This is a genomic window from Psychrosphaera algicola, from assembly GCF_028401425.1.
Taxonomy (GTDB): Bacteria; Pseudomonadota; Gammaproteobacteria; order Enterobacterales; family Alteromonadaceae; genus Psychrosphaera; species Psychrosphaera algicola.
The window spans coordinates 2,051,372-2,070,512 of the sequence record NZ_JAQOMS010000002.1 but is presented as its reverse complement, the minus strand read 5'-3'; the positions used below and the strand labels follow the sequence as shown (position 1 = coordinate 2,070,512).

Here is a 19,141-nt window from a genome sequence, read left to right as displayed (position 1 = left end):
AGTTTGTTATAACTGACAATCAGTTATAACAAACTTTATTAACGTGTCCGTTTATCGGGGAGAAGATCAAAGACCATGTTGAGCCGACTAATACACATCGAACACGACAGTGAAGAAAGCCTGCAAAGTCAGATCCGCCGCAAATTAGTGGAAGGCATTCTTATTGGTGCGTTTTCAGCGGGCAGTAAACTCCCGTCGACTCGTGTATTAGCAAAGCAGTTAGAAGTCTCACGTAATACCGTTGTTTTGGTATATCAAACGTTACTTGATGAAGGATATATTGTCAGCCGCGAGCGCAGTGGTATTTACGTTAGTGAAGCGTTGCAACAAGGTCGTGTGGGAAAATCCTGACGACGAATAACAAACTTGCCCCAAGTAATTATAGTCATAAGTTCAAAGGGGCGGTCGCGACAACAAATGCCACATCTAGCCCTGCTAATTGGCGCAGTTATATCTACCCATTTATTGACGGAAAATTTGACTCGTCATTATATCCGGTTCGTGAATGGCGCGAAGCAACTAACAAAGCAAATGCCACCAAAGAGATCTTTCAATGGTCTGAATTGCAGGGGAAGACGACCCTATGTTACTCGATGAGATCAGAACCAAAATCCTTCCTCGGCGGGGTATTCAAGCGTCTAAAGATGAAATTCTAATTACAGTAGGCTCCCAACAAGCTTTATACTTAGTGGCCGAGTTGTTTGTTGATAAGTCAGTGACTGTTGCGGTTGAAGAACCGGGTTATCCTGAAATGCGTGAATTGTTGCTGCAACGCGGTGCGTCACTTAGATACCAAGACGTTGATAACAACGGCATGGTGGTAAACGACACGCTTAATGAGTGTAATGCGGTTTATGTCACGCCAAGTCATCAGACGCCAACAAGTGTCACTATGTCGATGGAACGGCGTGATCAGCTGCTTAAAAAAGCGCAGGAACAAGACCTAATCATTATCGAAGACGACTTTGAATTTGAAAGTAACTTTTTAGGCCAACCCCACCCAGCATTACGAAGTTTAGATACTGAAAATCGAGTGGTGTATATTTCTTGTTTATCCAAAGTTTTGGCTTCTGGCATACAAATGGGGTTTGTAGTCGCAGAGGCGTCAGTAATATTGGAACTCAAAAAGCTCCGTAAACTAATGTTACGCAATCCCCCTTTAAATAATCAGCGTGCTGTGGCGTACTTCTTATCTTTAGGTTATTACGATGCGTACATGATGCAACTCCACAAGTTATTTTTTGAACGCTGGTTAAGCCTGCGTGAAGCACTTAACATCTATTTACCTAATTGCGTTGATACTGGACCCATTCAAGGTGGGACAGCGTATTGGATCACCGGCCCAAAAGAGTTAGACGGCGAACATTTACGTGAGCAAGCAGCGGCTAAAGGCATTTTAATAGAACCAGTTAAACGTTATTTTGCCAAATCAGATTACCCTGAAAATTGTTTTAGAATGGGCATAACCAGCATTCCAAACGAGCGAATTCAAATAGGGGTTAAAAAACTCGCTGATTTAATTCACCAACTAACCGAAGAATTCGAAGAGAAGTTAACTAACGCTAAAGGTCGACTGTTAACCGGCGAAAAACTCAAACAAGCCTTAACCAATGTTCGACTCGAATGTCAGATGGTTTACGGTGTGCCTTGCACCATAGATTTGTTGGCCGACGGCACGATGCTGAGCCATACCGGCGGCAAAGATGATGAATATGATAGCGGTCACTGGTGGATTGAAGGCGGTAAATACTATCGTAAATGGGACTTATGGGGTTACGGTGAAGAGAAATGTTTTTATGTAGTTCAAGACGGAGAACAGATGAAATGGTTTGATCAAAATTATTGTTTTGTTCGAGAGCTCGACATTATAGGAGAGATCACCTAGTTGTTGCAGTTGTCCTTCAATTATCAGTTTGGTTAAACTGGCCCTATAACTAACTTCAAACTGGTACTAACCTATCTTGCAATTCAGCACGTACATTAAATACACAAACAACTACGTTATTACGTCAATTTAACCGTGAGTGTATTTATGAGTCATTTTTCAATTGCAGGACTGCAATTAAAATTAGAAAGCGGCGACAATTTAGATGTTATTTCAAAACACATAGTCAAAACCAAAAAGCGGTTTCCATGGGTTGACATGATTGTTTTAACTGAGCTTTGTACCTACGGGCCAGAAAAAAATACGCATCGAGTTTCCCCAGTCAGGCCGAACATCATTATCAAAAATTGTGCAAAGACAATAACGTATGGTTAATCACAGGTTCTCAGTATGAGCAGGACGGTGATGACATTTACAATACCTCAACGGTGATCAATAACCTCGGTGAAATAGTCACACGTTATCGTAAGATATTTCCATTTTTACCTTATGAATCAGGTGTAAAGGAAGGGTCAGACATAGTGACTTTTGACGTGCCAGGGGGCGTATCGGCATTGCAATTTGTTACGATCTTTGGTTTCCAGAAGTTGCTAGAGCTATGGTTTGTGACGGTGCAGACGTACTTATTTTTCCAACTCTAACCGGCACTATTGATAGACCATTAGAATTAATCATGTCGCAGTCAACCGCAGTGATGAACCAATGTTATGTGTTTGGTATTAATGCGTCGGAACCCTACGGCACAGGGCAGTCCATCGTCGTAGAGCCAGATGGCAATGTTATCTATCAAGCCAATATCGGCGAAGAAATTATTCCAATTGAAATTGATTTTGAGCGAGTCAAACGGGTTCGAACTCGGGGCGGGTTAGGGTTAGGCCAACCACTCAAAAGCTTACGGGATAACCCTATAAATTTCAGTAAATTAACAAAAAAGATACAGATTACCTAGATTCACTTGGGCCATTGACTGTGCCAATACAAGACAACGCAGATAATTCGTGATTTTGACAACTGGACTTATAGATGAGCGAAAACTGGTACTACCGTTAGCAACGCTTGCTAGTCTAATCTCGAATGCAGGTTAAAAATAAAACAACAACAAATTTGGAACCATAACATGAAAAATGCAACGTTTAAAAAGTCTGTTATAACCAGCGCCGTTAGCGCAGCTTTAGTAATGTCGTTTTCGTCTTTGGCTGTAGAGCAACAAGCAGACACTCAAGTCGAAAAAGGCGATATCGAACGCATCAAAGTGACGGCAACCCATCGTAAAGTGTCCCAAGAAGAATTGCCTTTTAATATCTCGTCGGTATTAGGCAGCGATATTGAAGACCAGAACATATCAGATAGCGCAGAATTGCTGAGAAACGTTGCGGGCATAACGATTGTTGATAAAGGTCACCGAAATGGTGGTACAACAAACAGCATGATTATTCGTGGTATTAATGTCGAAAGTGGTATTTCAGGGGCCGATGTGGGTCAATCGACGGTGCCTACCGTTTCAAGTTATGTTGATGCGACACCAATATTTGCCAATTTTTTATTAAAAGATATTGAACGTGTTGAAGTACTTCGCGGGCCGCAGGGGACACTTTACGGCTCAGGCGCTTTAGGTGGCACGGTACGTTATGTTATGAATAAGCCAGATCCTGAAATAACAGAAGGCAGCTTAAAACTCGACTTAAGCAAAACAGACGGTTCCGACGGTAATAACATGACCTTGGATGCCATGTTTAATATGCCTATCAATGACAAGTCCGCTGTACGATTTGTGGTTGGAAAGTTAAATAACGACGGCATTATCGACATGCCAAACCTGTATCAACTCGATGACGAAGGCGTACCGTTAGTTAAAGCAGATAATGGTTCTTGTGTTTCAGCGAGCAGTAGCGCTTTAACTGCTAGTGAACTTGTTAATAATGGCTCGTGTTACCACAGCCAAAAAGACGTAGACAGTGTCGATATTACTTACTTTAAAGCCGCTTACGGAATTGCGATTACGGATGATGTGCAACTGACATTAACTCACCATTTTCAAACTGATGAAGTTGGTGGTCGCCGAGCTGTTACACGCGGTGCCGACTATAACGGCAATGTTTATGATGATTACGAACACGGGGCGACATTATTAGAACCGTCTGAACGAGATGTAAATCTAACAAGTATGGAAATTGAAGCAGACTTTGGTTTTGCCACATTAACGTCTAATACATCCTCATATGATCATCAAGGTTCAGGCTGGCGCGACAATACTAGCTTATGGGTTTCTGGCGGACGAGATTGGTACAATGCGTGGTATACCGGCAATCCTAGACCGGCATCTCATGTTGAAGCAGGATTTGAAGATAAAGCATTAGTACAAGAATTTCGATTGGTATCCAATGAAGCTCCAAACAGTAAAATAGACTGGATAGCCGGTGTGTATTACATGGACCAAGAGCGTGTTACCACAAACTTAAGTCATTTACGGGGTATTGAATATTATGGCGCTGCGGATGTGAATGCCAGTGGCGCTCCGCGCTGGTGGGTTGGTGCGCCAACGGATAAAGATTTAACGTATATTCGCCACGAAACATTTGAAGATCTAGCGATTTATGGCGAACTGACCTACAAATTTAGTGATGACTTTAGGGCTACGGTAGGGGCACGTTGGTTTGATAATACACTGAAAAACAACACCGCAATTGACGCCTATTATGGTCAAGCGCGAGAAATTGAATCTGTGCCATTCCCGACACAGGAAGAAAGTGATGTATTAGTTAAACTCAATTTATCGTATGACATTAATGATAATAATATGGTCTACGCCACTTATTCTGAAGGGTTCCGTCGCGGTGGGTCGAACGCAATACCAACTGATGGACCTTTTGCTGAACTCAATCCAGAGTCGGTCGAAACCTATGGTAAAGATACAGTGAAAAACTATGAAGTGGGCGTTAAAGGTTTTGCCCGCGGGTTCACCTATTCAGCCGACGTTTATATGGTTAAATGGGATGATCCACAACTGAATACTGGCACCGCATGGTGGGCATTTTTCATGGCTCAAAATGGTATTGCGGCGGAGACATCGGGTCTGGAACTTGAGTCAAGTGTGGCACTTACAGACGATATTACCATGCGCGTGGGTTATGCTTTTACCAAGGCTGAATTAACTGATGATTTGATCCAACCACAGAGTCTGTCGGTTACCGCAGAAGCCGGACAGCAACTACCGGGCGTAGCCGAACATGTGTTGTCGTTCAATATTAGTCATACCACCGAGATTACCAATGACATTGAAATGACGAGTCGCTTGTCGGGCTATTACCAGTCAGAGTCGACAAACTCCGTCGTTCCAACCAGTGCGATTTATGCTGAGTTTGACGGGTTTTCAATTTGGAACGCTTCGGTTAACTTTATCAAAGACGACTGGGGACTCTCGCTTTACATCAAAAACCTTGGTAATGAAGAAGGCGTAACGGGCAGTTACCCAGACAGTTATTTAAGTACCGATACAGGAGTTTTTGAAAACTTCTACGGTAATAACCAAAAGGATTTTATCGCTCGCCCGCAAACGATTGGAGCGTCAGTTTCTTATCAGTTCTAATCGTCTGATTAAACATAGAGCCATACATAGGTATGGCTTTATGCTTTAATAAAACCAAATAAAATAATACGAATAAAATGGTTACATTTAGCTTGATTGGAAATTATGGTTGAACAAAACACACATAACGAGCTTGAAGGTTTGGCGGGAAATTCCGTCGACAGCTTACTTGATTTAGGTTGGCAATATTTGCGAAAGCAAAAACCGTTAGAGGCAACTCAAATTGCAAAAATGTTGTCACAACAATTCCCCGATCATGCCGAAGCGTGTTTTTTAATGGTAAGGTCTTAGCGCAGCAAAAGCAATTTTCTGCAGCAATCGAGTGTTTAGTCAACGCTTGTGAATTAGCCCCTCATATACATCAGTGGCAATTTTCTGTATTAAATCTGTTATTAATGACATCGCAAAAAAATCGGGCATTAACGGTTTTAGACACGCTATCCGGTAACTCAAATTTGTCTGCGAAAGAGTGTAATCAACTCGGCTTATTTTATTCGCAATTGAATAAACCTGAATTGGCGGTGGCTCAATATAAGCGAGCGATTCAATTAGACCCGTCAAATAACGAACATCATTATAGCCTTGGCGACCGTTTTACGTCATTGTGGTGAGCTTATTCAGGCGCAAGCTTCACTGCTAATGGCGATACAACTTAACGGTAATGACATTGATGCCCATTGTTTACTTGTCGATTTAGCCAAACAAACAAACGAGATGAATCATATATCGGCTTTGCAGTTGTTATTAACTACGAGTTTGTCGCCGAGACATGAAGTTCAGGTTAATTTTGCATTGGCCAAAAGCTATGAAGACTTAGCGCAATACTCAACCGCTTTTAAGCATTTAGCAAAAGGCGCAAAGATTAGACGTCAGCATCTTGAATACCATGTTCAGCAAGACCTCGATGTCATCACTCATATAAAAACAACGTTTAACACCCCGTGGTGGTTGGCCGGACAAATTAAAGATAAAGACTTGCGGTCAGAACCGCACAGAGAGTTTAAACAAAACGCTTCAACGGTTGGGGAAAAGCAGATCATCCCTATTTTTATTTTGGGCATGCCCAGAACAGGGTCAACTTTACTGGAACGAGTTCTATCTGCCGCGCCAAATGTGTACGCCGCCGGAGAATTGAGTGACTTTACGAGACTCTTAACCGAGCAAACAACAAAACAGTTTGCTGGTGATATAAAGTCAAAACGGGACTTTATTCGCAGCAGTAGTAAAATTGATTTTGAAGTTTTAGGCAGTCGTTATCTCGACGCACTAAAACAGCATATTCCCGATGACAAAAACACGCCAATAGTAGAGTATGTAATCGACAAGTTGCCATTTAATTTTCTTTATGTTGGTTTAATTAAAAAGCACTTCCGAATGCCAGAATCATTCATATGACTCGTGATCCAATGGACACCTGTTATGCAGTTTATAAAACGCTATTCCAGCAAGCGTATCCGTTTTCCTACGACCAACAAGAACTCGCCGACTACTTTGTCGCCTATCAAGACCTCATGGCTCATTGGCAAACATTGCCTGGATTATCGATGCTGAATATTGCCTACGAAGATTTGGTGCAAACACCCCAATCAATAGGGAAAGCCGTGTTTGATTTCTGCCAAATCGACTGGCAAGCCCAATATATAGACGTGCAAAATAATCATTCCGCGGTTAATACTGCAAGTTCGAGTCAGGTACGTCAGGCTATCCACAAAAGCTCAGTTGCCAAATGGCGTCATTATGAAACTGAATTAGCCGCGTTAAAGGCAAGGTTGATTAGTGCAGGTATCACGTGCGATTAGTTAAATGGTTTACGCTATTTCTGCTAACCCTAGTGTCGGTGACGTTATCGGCAATGAGCTCTGTACCTACCCCTGAGCAGTTAATTCGCACCAGCGATTTGGACATACACAAACCTATTAATTTTGACCTTTGGCCTAAGGCCATCAAGCAAAGTTTTAACCCTACACTAACGGGCCAAGTTAAATTAGCCAGTGACAAAAATCGAAGTCATCTTGTATTGACCGAACAAAGCGACAGCTACAAATTTGAACTTAAAACCCGCGCCAATGACTTTACAAACCAGCGTGTTTTGTTACCTGAAATCGAGTTTGATTTTGTTACCTTAAACCACAAAATCATCCCAATTGCACAATCGTTACAACTCACCACTCATCCTCATTGGGATTATATTTTAGGCGTTGGAGATGTTTGGCGAACAGATGATCAAGGCAATCTATTCCAAGTGGTTATGCCATTTAATTTGGTAGAGAAGAATCAAAATTGTGTTCACAACGGGATATTAACTTTTGTTATAAACCCGAAGCAATCGGGCACTACCGCCTCGCAGTTTTATTATCAAATTAGCAGTGAGACTTGCCTGTATTATAAAGTCGATATGTGGGGTGTTGGCGCAGTTAAACAAAAGATTAAACAAAAGATTAAACAAAAGATTAATCAAAAGATTAAACAAAAAGCTAAACAAGCTGTTACACAAAATAAACAGCAGGAATTAGTGGAAAGTCAGTTGACTACAGTGCTCACAAGCGTCCAGCAAAAAGCAGTCGTTCGCTACGTTAATCAACAACAAAATAAATTTCCAGTTGAAGCAATAAGCCAATTACCGATTGCTGAAAAAAACTTGTCGCAGTTAGATATGGCAAAACTGAGCTTAACAAAATTGATCAAACCCACTGACATGACGATGTACGGCTTGGCATTTAATGGCCAATATTATGTTTCGCAGTGCCAAACCCGAGCCGGGCCATATCCATTTTGTGAAGAGCTCGTTATGCCATCTTATTCGACCGCCAAAACCATTTTTGGTGGCCTAAGTATGTATTTGTTGCAGCGAGAATACCCGCAGCTTTATCATCAAAAAGTCAGCGATTGGGTGCCGCAATGTGATTTACCTCAATGGCAAGATGTCACATTTTTAGATTTACTCAATATGACGACTGGTAATTACGACTCCGGTTACTCAACGGCAGATGAGGCGGCAGAACATAGCCAGCAGTTTTTCGCGGCAAGCAGCCATGTTTCAAAAATAAAATACGCTTGTCAGCAGTTTACACGCAAGTCTCAACCCGGTACTAAATTTGTTTACCACACCTCAGATACTTATTTGTTGGGGACGGCCTTAAATCAATTTGTTAGGGGAATGAAGGGGCCTCAAACGGACCTGTTTAAATACGTATTTGGTCATGATCTGTGGCCCAAACTAAGATTAAGCCCTGTTGCCTATGAAACACGGCGGACAAGTGACAAAGAACAGCAACCTTTTGTCGGTTTCGGGTTGTTTTTTACCCGCGATGACGTATTTAAAGTAACTCGGTATTTGGCTAATGTTGCTGCAGAATTATTTCATCCAGCATCAACTGACCATGGGAGTTTAACCAATTTTGCTAGTACCCGTTATGACCAGAGCTTTTGGAAGCAAAACATAGCAACTCATACTGATTGTGCAGAACCACATTGGTTACCTTACTTGTCTGGATATGGCGGTATTTCCGTTGTTTTAGTCAGTCCCACGATCCAATATTTTTATTTTAGCGACAGTGGTATTTACGACTGGAGTCTCGCTATTACTGAGTTACACACTCGCCAAGCAATTTGCTCTAAAAGGACAAAACATGATTGATCAAACTCAAGCCGTCGAAACCGGCAAGCAAGATCCTGAGCTACAAACGAGCCTTCGAACATTTAAAGTCGAGCCTAATGGAATTTGGGCCAGAGTGTTTTTAGCGTTTTTAACAACCGCCGGTATTTTTTATATCAATATCATGCCAGCAGTGGTTTCTGGCTTAAAAGAAGGGTTAGGATTTACCACACAACAAGCTGGTTTTGTTAGTTCTGCCAATTTGTACGGGGCGTCTTTAGGTGCGTTAGCCGCGGTATTCATCATTAAAAAAATTAACTGGAGAACGTGGGCTTATATTTTATTAGCGGCAATATTAGTTATCGATTTAATTAGCGTACATATTGCTGACCCTACAATAATGGTACTTATCCGTGCACTCCATGGGCTCACTGGCGGATTATTGGTTGGTATTGGTTTTGGCATTATTTCAAGAACAACCGAACCGGACAAAACCTTTGGTTATTTGCTGTTTATTCAATGGGGGCTCGGTGGATTAGGTTTAATGTTTATTCCAAATTTAGTACCACTATTTGGGGTTGGCGCACTGTTTTATTCGTTGGTAGCGTTTACATTTGTCTCGCTTTGTATGTTGCCATTTTTAACCGATTATCCGGTGACAAATGAAGATAAGAAGCGACAAGCAGAGCAGGTCATCAAACGAGTCCCATTGTTTTTAACGCTTTTTGGTATTTTCCTCTTTCAAGGTGCAAATATGGGGCTGTTTGCTTATATGATCGGAATTGGCAAAGTTGAAGGCTTAACGCTCGATTTCATGAGCCCAGCCCTTGGTATGGCTAGCTGGATTGCGCTTGTTGGTGCATTAGCTGTGATGGTAATTGGCACTAAATTGGGCCGAGCATACCCACTGTTATTTGGCATTATTATCACCGCCGTGTGCAGCTGGATGTTGCATTACAGCGAAATTCCACAGATGTATTCTGTGATGAATTTCATCATAGGGATCACCTGAGCATTTGTTTTACCTTACTTATTTGGCATGTGTGCCGAATTTGATAAAGCGGGGCAGTATGCTGCGATGGGCGGATTTGCGTCAAAAATGGGACTAGCTAGTGGCCCAATGGTGGTGGCGTTAGTGATTGTTAATGAGAATTATGCCGGAGTCATAAATCTAGCAGCCGTTGGCCTTATAGCCTGTGCTATCGTCGTGTTTAAACCAGCAAGATTGTTAGATAAAAAACATAATCCTTGCCGTAAATGAATTATCTAATGACATATACAAAAAAACCGCTAAGCCAAGGCTAGCGGTTTTTTGTTAGAGCAAAAGGCCCGACAGACTACATCATGCCGCCCATTCCACCCATACCGCCCATGCCGCCCATATCAGGCATTGCAGGTGCAGATGAGTCTTGAGGTGCGTCAGTTACCATAGCTTCTGTTGTGATCATAAGACCCGCAACTGATGCAGCAAACTGTAGCGCAAGACGTGTTACTTTAGTTGGGTCAAGGATACCTTCTGCAACTAGGTCACTGTATGTGCTGTTAGCCGCATTGTAACCGAAGTTTCCTTCGCCTTCTTTAACCTTGTTAACAACAACAGAGGCTTCGTCACCTGAGTTGTACGCGATTTGACGAAGCGGTGCTTCCATCGCACGAAGGGCAATCTTGATACCGTGAGTTTGGTCTTCGTTGTCGCCTATTAGGTCAACAAGTTTAGCCGCTACACGAACTAATGCAGTACCACCACCGGCAACAATACCTTCTTGAACTGCAGCGCGAGTCGCGTGTAATGCGTCGTCAACACGGTCTTTTTCTCTTTCATTTCTACTTCAGTTGCTGCGCCAACTTTAATTACCGCAACACCACCAGAAAGTTTAGCTAAACGTTCTTGAAGTTTTTCTTTATCGTAGTCAGAAGTTGATTCTTCAACTTGAGCTTTGATTTGAGCAACACGACCGTCGATATTAGCTTGCTCGCCAGCACCGTCGATTACCGTTGTGTCATCTTTAGTGATAACAACACGTTTTGCTGTACCTAGATCTTCAAGTTGAACTTTTTCAAGATCCATACCGATTTCTTCAGAGATAACAGTACCGCCAGTTAAGATTGCAATGTCTTGTAACATCGCTTTGCGACGGTCACCAAAGCTAGGAGCCTTAACCGCTGCAACTTTAACAATTCCGCGCATGTTGTTAACAACAAGTGTTGCTAATGCTTCGCCTTCAACGTCTTCAGCAATAATAAGTAGTGGCTTGCCACCTTTTGCTACTGCTTCTAACGTTGGAAGTAATTCACGGATGTTTGAGATTTTTTTATCAACTAACAAAATGAACGGAGATTCTAATTCTACCGTGCCACTTTCTTGGTTTGTCATGAAGTAAGGAGATAAGTAACCGCGGTCAAACTGCATACCTTCAACAACGTCAAGTTCAGTTTCTAATGATTGACCTTCTTCAACAGTGATTACGCCTTCTTTACCCACTTTTTCCATTGCGTCAGCGATGATGTTACCAATTTCAGCATCTGAGTTTGCAGAGATAGTGCCTACTTGTGCAATTGCTTTGCTATCTGCACATGGAACCGATAATGCTTTAAGTTCTTCGATTGCCGCTTTAACCGCTTTGTCGATACCGCGCTTAACATCCATAGGGTTCATATCGGCTGCAACAGCTTTAATGCCTTCAGTGATAATTGCTTGCGCAAGAACCGTTGCTGTAGTTGTTCCGTCACCGGCTTCATCATTGGCTTTAGAAGCAACTTCTTTAACCATCTGTGCGCCCATGTTTTCAAACTTGTCTTCAAGTTCGATTTCTTTTGCAACAGAAACACCATCTTTAGTGATCGCTGGGCCACCAAATGCTTTGTCTAAAACAACGTTACGGCCTTTAGGACCTAAAGTTACTTTTACTGCGTCTGCAAGAACGTTTACGCCCGCTAACATTTTTGTACGTGCGCTATTTCCGAATTTTACGTCTTTTGCTGCCATGTCTAATTACCTACTAAATTTGTTCTAAGATTATTCTACAATTGCCAAGATGTCTGATTCAGACATAATCAAAATTTCTTCACCGTCTAACTTTTCAGTTTTGATGCCGTAGCCATCATTGAAGATAACAGTATCGCCAACTTTAACGTCTAAAGCGCGAACATCACCATTTTCCAAAATGCGACCATTGCCAACTGCAATGACTTTACCGCGAGTTGATTTTTCCGCAGCAGAACCAGTCAAAACGATACCGCCAGCTGACTTAGTTTCTTGTTCATCACGTTTAACGATTAAACGGTCATGTAAAGGACGAATGCTCATTGGTTTTTTCTCCAAACATTTGTTGTATTAGGCCGACTGATGTCGACAAAAATTTTAAGACTTTGAGTTGGCAAAATATATAAGGGTGTTATCTCAGAACCCAAGGGCTAGAAGCGAAAAAAATAGAAATAATTCGGAATGATAGTCGCACTTTTTATTCTATTTAATTATCGATTTATAGAATGTGGTTTAAGTTTTCTTTAAATATGTAGGCAGAACTTTTATTTCTTGTTTCAGAGTTGTCAGTAATATAGCCGACACGCAATGGCCTGTGTTTTTGAAATAACTCCGAATAACCTAAGCATTATTCGGTTTTACAAATTAATCGTTAGTGTTTAATTCTGATTTAAATGCTAGCGCGATTTCTTTTGCAGCATCAAAGTCGTAAATGTTAATCGCTTCAGCAATGCGTTGTTGTTGCCAATGGTATAGGCTACCTGTTAGCACAGGATCGAGCTTATCTATTACCTTAGACGCGTCGGTGTCATAGTCATCTATGAATTCCAGTAAACGGTCAAGTTGTTCAGTAATCCAGTTAACATCGATGGGTTGTTCAGTTTTTGGCGACGCAAGCTCATGTTGTAATTTTAATTTTTCGATTAAAAATTGTTTTAACTCTTCTAAAAGCATTCCTAAGTCATGGTCGACTTGTTGAAACGCGTCGCTTAATTTTTCGATAGGGGCATTATCTAAACTTTCGGTCTCTAATCGGGCCGCCGAATTTTGCAAAGTGGTAGCGCCAATATTACTCGCTGATCCTTTTAGGGTATGAGCCCACATCGGAATGCCATTTGGATGATTAGTAACACTTTCCTGCAGGTTCGTTGCAAATGGCTCATATGAATTCACAAAGCGAGTTAATAGTTTTACGTATAACTGTGGATTATTTTGCGTAATGGCTAATCCTTTTTGCGTATTTAAATTTGCCATCTTTGGTATTTCAAAAACAGATGTTGGAGTTTTGAACAATTGCTTTGCTGTTTGATTAACCGCGGGCGTTATCCATTTAGCCATTGTGCTAAACATGTTATCGACATCGATTGGTTTAGCAAGATAGTCATTCATTCCAATATTGATCACTTTATCGCGATCGCCAGCCATGGTATCTGCTGTCATCGCGATAATAGGAATGTTTCGATACTTTTCAATTTTTCTTATTTTTTGGGTCGCGGTATAACCGTCCATCACGGGCATTTGACAGTCCATCAGAATGCCGTCAAACGGAATACTGTCGAGTTTATCCAACGCCACTTGACCATTTTCTGCTAATACCACGTTAATCCCATTGGTTTTTAATAACTCTTTAGCAAGTTCTTGATTTATTTCGTTATCTTCAACAACTAGTATATTAGCGCCTTTTAATTTTTCGATTGCACTGTGAGCATTTAACTTGCCGATTTGTGATTGTCGGTCAGACATGACTTTTTGCCCATTGCGACAAAGATGGAATCTAACATGCTAGAGGCTGTGACCGGTTTTGTTAGATAAGCGCTTATATCGAGTTTTCTTCCTGTATAAGTCGCTTCATCAATACCATGTGCGGTAACCATAATAAATGTTGGTGAGTACTTTATTTTTCCTGAGTTTTGGATGATATCAATGGTCTCGAAACCGTCCATATCTGGCATTTTCCAGTCCATAATAACCAGTTCATAGGGGTCGGTAGAGTCTGTCTTTATTAAATGTTCAATTGCCTCTGGGCCGCTATTGGCAATATTGACTCTAAAGCCTAAGTTACCAAGCATTTTTTTGAAGACTTCCTGCGATGTGCGGTTGTCATCTACGACGAGTATCTTAAGTGGACCGAGCTGAGCTTCGCTTAATTTACCGTTTTCCTTGGCATTCATTTGTACGCCCAAAACGGCTGTAAAATGGAACATGCTGCCTTTTTCAATTTCACTAACAGCCCAAATTTCACCATCCATCATTTCTGTGAGCTTTTTAGAAATAGTTAATCCAAGGCCTGAACCGCCATATTGTCGCGTTGTAGAGCTATCAGCCTGATTAAACGATTTAAACAGATTTGCTTGCTGTTCTAAACTCATGCCAATTCCAGAATCTTCTACGCAAAAATGCAGCTTAACTTCACGTTCGGTAACAGCATCCACATTAATACGGATGACAATTTCACCGCCTTCAGGAGTAAATTTTACGGCATTATTACCGAGGTTAACTAAAATTTGGCATAAACGAAGTGGGTCTCCTATAAGCGCATTGGGTACTGCAGGTTCAACATCAAAATGGAATTCAAGGGATTTTTCTTCCGCTTTCAGTCCAACTAAATTGGCGAGGTTTTCCATTACGTCTTCGAGTCTGAATTCAATCCATTCAATATCAAGTTTGTGTGCTTCAATTTTAGAAAAATCTAAAATGTCGTTTATTATTCCAAGCAGTGACTCTGCGCTTCGGTGAGCTTTAGCAATATAGTTGCGTTGTTTTCTGGTTAAGTCGGTTTGCAATGCTAAATGACTCATTCCAATAATGGCATTCATTGGAGTTCTAATTTCGTGGGACATATTTGCTAAGAAATTAGATTTGGCCTGTGTTGCTTCTTCAGCAATTTCTTTGGCTCGAATAATGTCATTTTGCGCTGATTTACTCGAGGTAATATCTTCGAAAGCAACCGCTACTCCATCACAAGCATTGTTGCCAAGTGGCGCAGCGCTTGTACTTATCCATACCAGATCCCCCTGCGGGCGATGCACTCCCATCTCAACATTTTTTACAATTTTGCCTGTTGCTAGTGCTATTGATGCTGGATAATCTTCAACATGCATTATTTGGTTGTTTGAATCGACGATCTTCCATGATTTTGAAGCCAACTCAGTTGCTTTATTTTCGTCAGCAGTAATCCCTAAAATATCTTCGGAGATCGCATTCGCTTCAACTATTTCGCCAGATGGCGAAATCATGACGACACCGACAGGAAGCGCAGTAAATAATGCTTTGAGCTGTTCCTGTTGTTTTGTTAATTCGTACTGTAATGATTTACTTGTATTAATATCTAGTTGTATCCCCAATACACGAGTGGCGATGCCTTTTTCGTTGCGTTCAAAAGCCTTACCTATGGCCAACATCCATTTCCATTCGCCTGATTTTGTTTTTATTCTATACTCAGACTCAAATTTATCTGTGCGACCTGCAATGTGGCTTTTCAGCTGACTGAACGTTTCTTCAATGTCCTCAGGGTGAATGAGTTCTGCCCAGCGCTCATACTGGTCGCTGTAAAGTTTGACTAAGTCTTGTTTTTTGTAGCCTAGCATTTCAGACCAAATATCACTGGTAAAAAGGTTTCGTTGGTAGCGTCCCAATCCCACAAACCTGCATTGGCACCTTCAAGCGCAAGTTGCAGTTGAACTTCACTACTATTGAGGGCTTTTTGAGCGTTTTTAAGTGTGGTGATATCGACTGATACACCACCTAATCCGATGACATTGCCAGTTGCGTCTTTGAGGGAAACTTGTAACTCATATAACGATTGAATTGTCCGTCAGGTTGTTCAACCGATTCTTCAAAGGCAATAGACTGACCTTTTGACAGCACGTCTTGATCATTGTCCATTACGTCTTTGGCAATAACTTTGTTGGGCCAAATAGATTGGTCATTATTGCCAATCGCGGACTCTTGAGAAACACCTACTAAGAGGGACCATCTTTTATTAACAAGTTGATAATTACCATCAATATCTTTGAAATAGGCAACCGCAGGTAAGTTGTCCAAAAACTCTTTTATCAAATGTTGACTGTTTTCCAACTCAATTTCAGCCATTTTTGCTGCGGTAATATCTGCAAAGTTACCGGCAACACCAATAATGTTCTCACCCTCTAAGACAGGTTCGCCAGTGGTTCGGATCCAGATAATATTGCCTTTGAATGTTTTAAATTTACTTGTAATGTCGTAGGGCGTTCCAGATTCAAGACAGGCATAAAAAGAGTTGAGTAATAATTCTCGGTTTTCCATATAGCAGTCTGTACTATCGGAGATCCAGGTTTCTTCGTTTGAGGTTCAACTTCGTGGATTTTATAAACTTCGTCAGACCAAAAAATGAATTTGTCAGTTTCGAGAATTCCCAGCCACCAATTTTAGCTAAGCTCTGACTGCGATTTAATACGTTTTGACTTTTCTGCAGTTCGAGTTGTGCTCTTTTTTGTTGCTCTATATCTCTTACAATACAAATAATGGCAGGTAAGCCGTCATGTTCAACTGGAATTAACGTTGTTTCTGAAGTCCAATTATGTGGTACACGGGCATTTTTCGCGTGTAACCATTCAAACGTTTGCTGAGTTTGTGTTGCGAAAACCCGTTCAATTTTCTTCGCCGCCAAATCGGCAGAGGGAGTGCCGTCTAATTGAAATTCAGGTGACAGTTCGGGTGACGTAGCCGTCAAGCCAATGAGGTCATATTCATCTTCAAAACCAAACAAATTTAATAAGGCCGGATTGGTTTTAACAAATCCACTTCGATTTAATAAGCCAACACCGTCGGTTAGATTGCTAAATATTGAATCTGTTTGTCGTTTTTCCCTTGATAATTCAGTCATGTCGATAACGACGCCAATTATCCCAGTGTCGTTGTTGTTTAAGTTAAATGATGTGCGTTGGTACAACAAGTCATGGTAGCGTCCATCGGCCAATTTAATGTTTAGCTCATTTTTACTCGAACCACCATTTTTAATAATAAATTTGTCTTCTTCTAAAAATCGCTGACTAAGTTCGTTTCTTAAAGAAGTAATTTCTGCCTTAACTAAGTCGTCTTCGTCCATATTTAGACCAAACGCTTTCTCAAATGCTTTGTTGGTCAGGCGTATATTTAGGTCTTTGTCTTTAACAACAATAGGGTTAGGGATAGCGTCTAAAATTGCTTCAGTTTGTCGGCGGTGATTAGCTTGTTCGGTAACGTCAACCGCGACACTAATTATACCGTCAATTTGACCATCAATTACGTACGTCGTCCTTTGATAAAAGATGTCGCTTACTTTGCCATTTGGCAATTCAATCTGGATCTCACTGTTGCTTGAGCCCCCGGTTTTAATTAGCTGACTGTCTTCCTCAAAAAGGTTTTCTTTATTTCTTTAGGTAAAAAATTTGTGTCATATAAATTTTTGCCAACAATATCTGAAGTGGTTAATCCAAAATATTGAGTAAAGGCGCTGTTTACCGCTTTAATATTCAATTTTTTGTCTTTAACAACTACTGGGTTTGGAATGGCGTCTAACAGCGCGGTTTGGTATTTAAATAGTCGTTCACTTTCTGCAAATTTTCGCTGTGAGTTTGCTAAAACAAAGGTAAATAACAAAGTTAATATGCCGATAGAAACCGGTAAGGCCAAAATTTCTGTGGTTCTAACTGAGTATCTATTTTGGTCTGCGGCTATGATATCAATTTTCCAGTTTTTTCCAGCAATCACTGGTGTCGCGGTATAGTTGAGGCCTTTTTGAACGTCTAATTCTTCTAGTTTAATGGCATTTGGTGAATGTGATTGATGGGTATAAAGAATCTCGTTATGGTTGTCTGCATCTCCAAAGATTATATGGCTATCGCCTGACTCAGAGTACTTTTCCAATGTGGACTCAATCATAACTTTTACGTCGATTGCGGCTAACGCATAACCTTTCAATGCGGCTTTACGTTGTTCTGGTGTGATACGAGGTAACTCATTTGCGTAAACAGGTAGGGCGAGTAACAGACCACTAGCATTTGTTTTTATTAACGAAATACGATTAGACATGGTAACTGAATCGGTAATGAGTGCTTTCTCAAATGCATCTTTTACATGGGGGATTGATGTTGCGTCAAAGCCAATCGCTGGTAAGTTTTGGGTAAATGGTTCTGCATAATAAACAGGGAAAAATGGACCATGACCTACAACTGGCAATTTTTTATCGCCGTCCATAGAAAAAATCGTAAACGCTTCTAGGCCGTCAGCAAGCGCTTTTGATTGACTCATTTGACGGTTTTCTTTTGTGATCTTAGGCAACCATTCTAAGCCAGCAATGCCGGGGTATTTATCAATTGAACGTTGAACGATTTGTTTGAATTGCCCCCGAGTTATTTGTTCAGAGGCATGAAAGCCGGTTTGGATATTATACAAGGTCTCCACATATGGAAACATGGATAGTTCTAATGTTCGAATGAGCTTTTCTGATCTTGCATTAAAATCTTTTACAATGTCCTTTTGTTGCATTTGACTTGAGTACTGGAAAATTGAAAATGCCAATAGAGAGCCCAAATAAAGTGTGGCATATATTGTAATTCGGCTCGCTCGGGATGTTTGTAATCGAACTTTTGAATAAAGGACGTAAATAAGCATACTCGTTAAACTGACCCCAAAAACCAGAGTTGCTTCAGTGGCGTAGGTTGCAGAGAGCAATTTGCCGTCTGCAATTGAGACACCTGCGGTAACGTGCATGGCAAAACTCAACCCCAGAGTCACAGTGAAGCCTATGATAGCCACTGGTAGGATTAACCATTGGATGGGAAGTGTATTTGTCTTAGTTACATTAATAATGGCTTTGAAATATAAACCGATAGCAAGGACAGCCATACCGAGAGATGTATGAATCGCCATGGTAGCGTAGTTTCCAAAAACCAGACTTGAGTCGATATCAAATACATACCCGATTAACGACAAAAGGGCTACAGCCATTATCATTGGGGTAATTGCAAGTACTAGGTTTTCAAATTTACGGGTAGAAAGACATAACATGGCAACGCCTGCTAAAGTAAAACAAATCGCTGTATTCACTGACATTGACATGTTCTGAAACGT

At 41.1% G+C, this 19,141-nt stretch carries 17 protein-coding genes and 2 pseudogenes; 12 read left to right on the top strand and 7 right to left on the bottom strand.

What is annotated here, in order from left to right; all coding sequences use genetic code 11:
- Window positions 1–75 precede the first annotated feature (75 nt).
- From PN838_RS11140 to PN838_RS11080, 12 genes and pseudogenes are all read left to right on the top strand, one after another.
- Entirely contained in the window at window positions 76–351 is a 276-nt protein-coding gene (locus tag PN838_RS11140) for a GntR family transcriptional regulator (RefSeq protein WP_272180706.1), read from the top strand.
- 232 nt (window positions 352–583) lie between these two features.
- The gene (locus tag PN838_RS11135; protein WP_272180705.1) at window positions 584–1,885 is read left to right on the top strand and encodes an aminotransferase-like domain-containing protein; all 1,302 of its coding nucleotides are present in this window, start codon (window positions 584–586) and stop codon (window positions 1,883–1,885) included.
- A gap of 147 nt (window positions 1,886–2,032) precedes the next feature.
- Window positions 2,033–2,260: a hypothetical protein gene (locus tag PN838_RS11130; RefSeq protein WP_272180704.1), complete on the top strand. Its 228-nt coding sequence runs from the start codon at window positions 2,033–2,035 to the stop codon at window positions 2,258–2,260.
- Window positions 2,233–2,526: a carbon-nitrogen hydrolase family protein gene (locus PN838_RS11125; protein WP_272180703.1), complete on the top strand. Its 294-nt coding sequence runs from the start codon at window positions 2,233–2,235 to the stop codon at window positions 2,524–2,526. Before PN838_RS11130 ends, PN838_RS11125 begins: the two co-directional genes overlap by 28 nt.
- Window positions 2,484–2,834, top strand: coding sequence for a nitrilase-related carbon-nitrogen hydrolase (locus PN838_RS11120; protein ID WP_272180702.1), 351 nt, complete (start codon window positions 2,484–2,486; stop codon window positions 2,832–2,834). Before PN838_RS11125 ends, PN838_RS11120 begins: the two co-directional genes overlap by 43 nt.
- A 168-nt stretch (window positions 2,835–3,002) precedes the next feature.
- Window positions 3,003–5,471 (top strand): TonB-dependent receptor, encoded by a 2,469-nt coding sequence (locus tag PN838_RS11115; protein ID WP_272180701.1) that lies wholly within the window; start codon window positions 3,003–3,005, stop codon window positions 5,469–5,471.
- Window positions 5,472–5,576: 105 nt separating this feature from the next.
- Window positions 5,577–5,762 (top strand): hypothetical protein, encoded by a 186-nt coding sequence (locus PN838_RS11110; RefSeq protein ID WP_272180700.1) that lies wholly within the window; start codon window positions 5,577–5,579, stop codon window positions 5,760–5,762.
- A complete protein-coding gene (locus PN838_RS11105; protein WP_272180699.1) occupies window positions 5,738–6,082 on the top strand; it encodes a tetratricopeptide repeat protein in 345 nt (114 codons plus the stop codon). Before PN838_RS11110 ends, PN838_RS11105 begins: the two co-directional genes overlap by 25 nt.
- Before the next feature lie 28 nt (window positions 6,083–6,110).
- Window positions 6,111–7,270, top strand: a pseudogene (locus tag PN838_RS27280) (sulfotransferase family protein).
- Window positions 7,261–9,108 carry a serine hydrolase domain-containing protein gene (locus PN838_RS11090; protein ID WP_272180696.1) on the top strand — a complete coding sequence of 616 codons (1,848 nt, stop codon included), beginning with the start codon at window positions 7,261–7,263 and terminating at the stop codon, window positions 9,106–9,108. The pseudogene PN838_RS27280 and the gene PN838_RS11090 overlap by 10 nt, the downstream one beginning before the upstream one ends.
- Window positions 9,101–10,078, top strand: a complete 978-nt coding sequence (locus PN838_RS11085) for an MFS transporter (protein WP_272180695.1) — start codon at window positions 9,101–9,103, stop codon at window positions 10,076–10,078. The genes PN838_RS11090 and PN838_RS11085 overlap by 8 nt, the downstream gene beginning before the upstream one ends.
- A 27-nt stretch (window positions 10,079–10,105) precedes the next feature.
- Entirely contained in the window at window positions 10,106–10,327 is a 222-nt protein-coding gene (locus tag PN838_RS11080) for a hypothetical protein (RefSeq protein ID WP_272180694.1), read from the top strand.
- 76 nt (window positions 10,328–10,403) lie between these two features.
- On the opposite strand, the pseudogene groL reads toward PN838_RS11080, so the two are convergent.
- The 7 genes and pseudogenes from groL to PN838_RS11045 all read right to left on the bottom strand — a co-directional run bounded on the left by groL (window position 10,404) and on the right by PN838_RS11045 (window position 19,129).
- A pseudogene (gene groL, locus PN838_RS11075) lies at window positions 10,404–12,052 on the bottom strand (chaperonin GroEL).
- A gap of 30 nt (window positions 12,053–12,082) precedes the next feature.
- Window positions 12,083–12,373 carry a co-chaperone GroES gene (locus tag PN838_RS11070; RefSeq protein ID WP_215961813.1) on the bottom strand — a complete coding sequence of 97 codons (291 nt, stop codon included), beginning with the start codon at window positions 12,371–12,373 and terminating at the stop codon, window positions 12,083–12,085.
- A 321-nt stretch (window positions 12,374–12,694) separates the two neighbouring features.
- Window positions 12,695–13,792, bottom strand: a complete 1,098-nt coding sequence (locus tag PN838_RS11065; RefSeq protein WP_272180693.1) for a response regulator — start codon at window positions 13,790–13,792, stop codon at window positions 12,695–12,697.
- Window positions 13,759–15,690 (bottom strand): PAS domain-containing hybrid sensor histidine kinase/response regulator, encoded by a 1,932-nt coding sequence (locus PN838_RS11060; RefSeq protein ID WP_272180692.1) that lies wholly within the window; start codon window positions 15,688–15,690, stop codon window positions 13,759–13,761. Before PN838_RS11060 ends, PN838_RS11065 begins: the two co-directional genes overlap by 34 nt.
- Window positions 15,691–15,793: 103 nt before the next feature.
- Complete coding sequence (locus PN838_RS11055; RefSeq protein ID WP_272180691.1) at window positions 15,794–16,333, bottom strand: PAS domain-containing protein; 540 nt, start codon at window positions 16,331–16,333, stop codon at window positions 15,794–15,796.
- 13 nt (window positions 16,334–16,346) lie between these two features.
- On the bottom strand, window positions 16,347–17,363 hold the full coding sequence (locus PN838_RS11050; RefSeq protein ID WP_272180690.1) for a PAS domain-containing protein: 1,017 nt from the start codon (window positions 17,361–17,363) through the stop codon (window positions 16,347–16,349).
- A gap of 41 nt (window positions 17,364–17,404) precedes the next feature.
- On the bottom strand, window positions 17,405–19,129 hold the full coding sequence (locus PN838_RS11045; RefSeq protein WP_272180689.1) for a CHASE domain-containing protein: 1,725 nt from the start codon (window positions 19,127–19,129) through the stop codon (window positions 17,405–17,407).
- Between the last annotated feature and the right edge of the window lie 12 nt (window positions 19,130–19,141).

Bases quoted from the DNA above. Each gene is read 5' to 3' on its own strand.
- PN838_RS11080 (WP_272180694.1), top strand. From the start codon at position 10,106: ATGTGTGCCGAATTTGATAAAGCGGGGCAGTATGCTGCGATGGGCGGA.
- PN838_RS11045 (WP_272180689.1), bottom strand. From the start codon at position 19,129: ATGTCAATGTCAGTGAATACAGCGATTTGTTTTACTTTAGCAGGCGTT.
- PN838_RS11055 (WP_272180691.1), bottom strand. From the start codon at position 16,333: ATGGAAAACCGAGAATTATTACTCAACTCTTTTTATGCCTGTCTTGAA.
- PN838_RS11065 (WP_272180693.1), bottom strand. From the start codon at position 13,792: ATGTCTGACCGACAATCACAAATCGGCAAGTTAAATGCTCACAGTGCA.
- PN838_RS11110 (WP_272180700.1), top strand. From the start codon at position 5,577: ATGGTTGAACAAAACACACATAACGAGCTTGAAGGTTTGGCGGGAAAT.
- PN838_RS11070 (WP_215961813.1), bottom strand. From the start codon at position 12,373: ATGAGCATTCGTCCTTTACATGACCGTTTAATCGTTAAACGTGATGAA.
- PN838_RS11085 (WP_272180695.1), top strand. From the start codon at position 9,101: ATGATTGATCAAACTCAAGCCGTCGAAACCGGCAAGCAAGATCCTGAG.
- PN838_RS11130 (WP_272180704.1), top strand. From the start codon at position 2,033: ATGAGTCATTTTTCAATTGCAGGACTGCAATTAAAATTAGAAAGCGGC.
- PN838_RS11115 (WP_272180701.1), top strand. From the start codon at position 3,003: ATGAAAAATGCAACGTTTAAAAAGTCTGTTATAACCAGCGCCGTTAGC.
- PN838_RS11120 (WP_272180702.1), top strand. From the start codon at position 2,484: ATGGTTTGTGACGGTGCAGACGTACTTATTTTTCCAACTCTAACCGGC.
- PN838_RS11140 (WP_272180706.1), top strand. From the start codon at position 76: ATGTTGAGCCGACTAATACACATCGAACACGACAGTGAAGAAAGCCTG.
- PN838_RS11135 (WP_272180705.1), top strand. From the start codon at position 584: ATGTTACTCGATGAGATCAGAACCAAAATCCTTCCTCGGCGGGGTATT.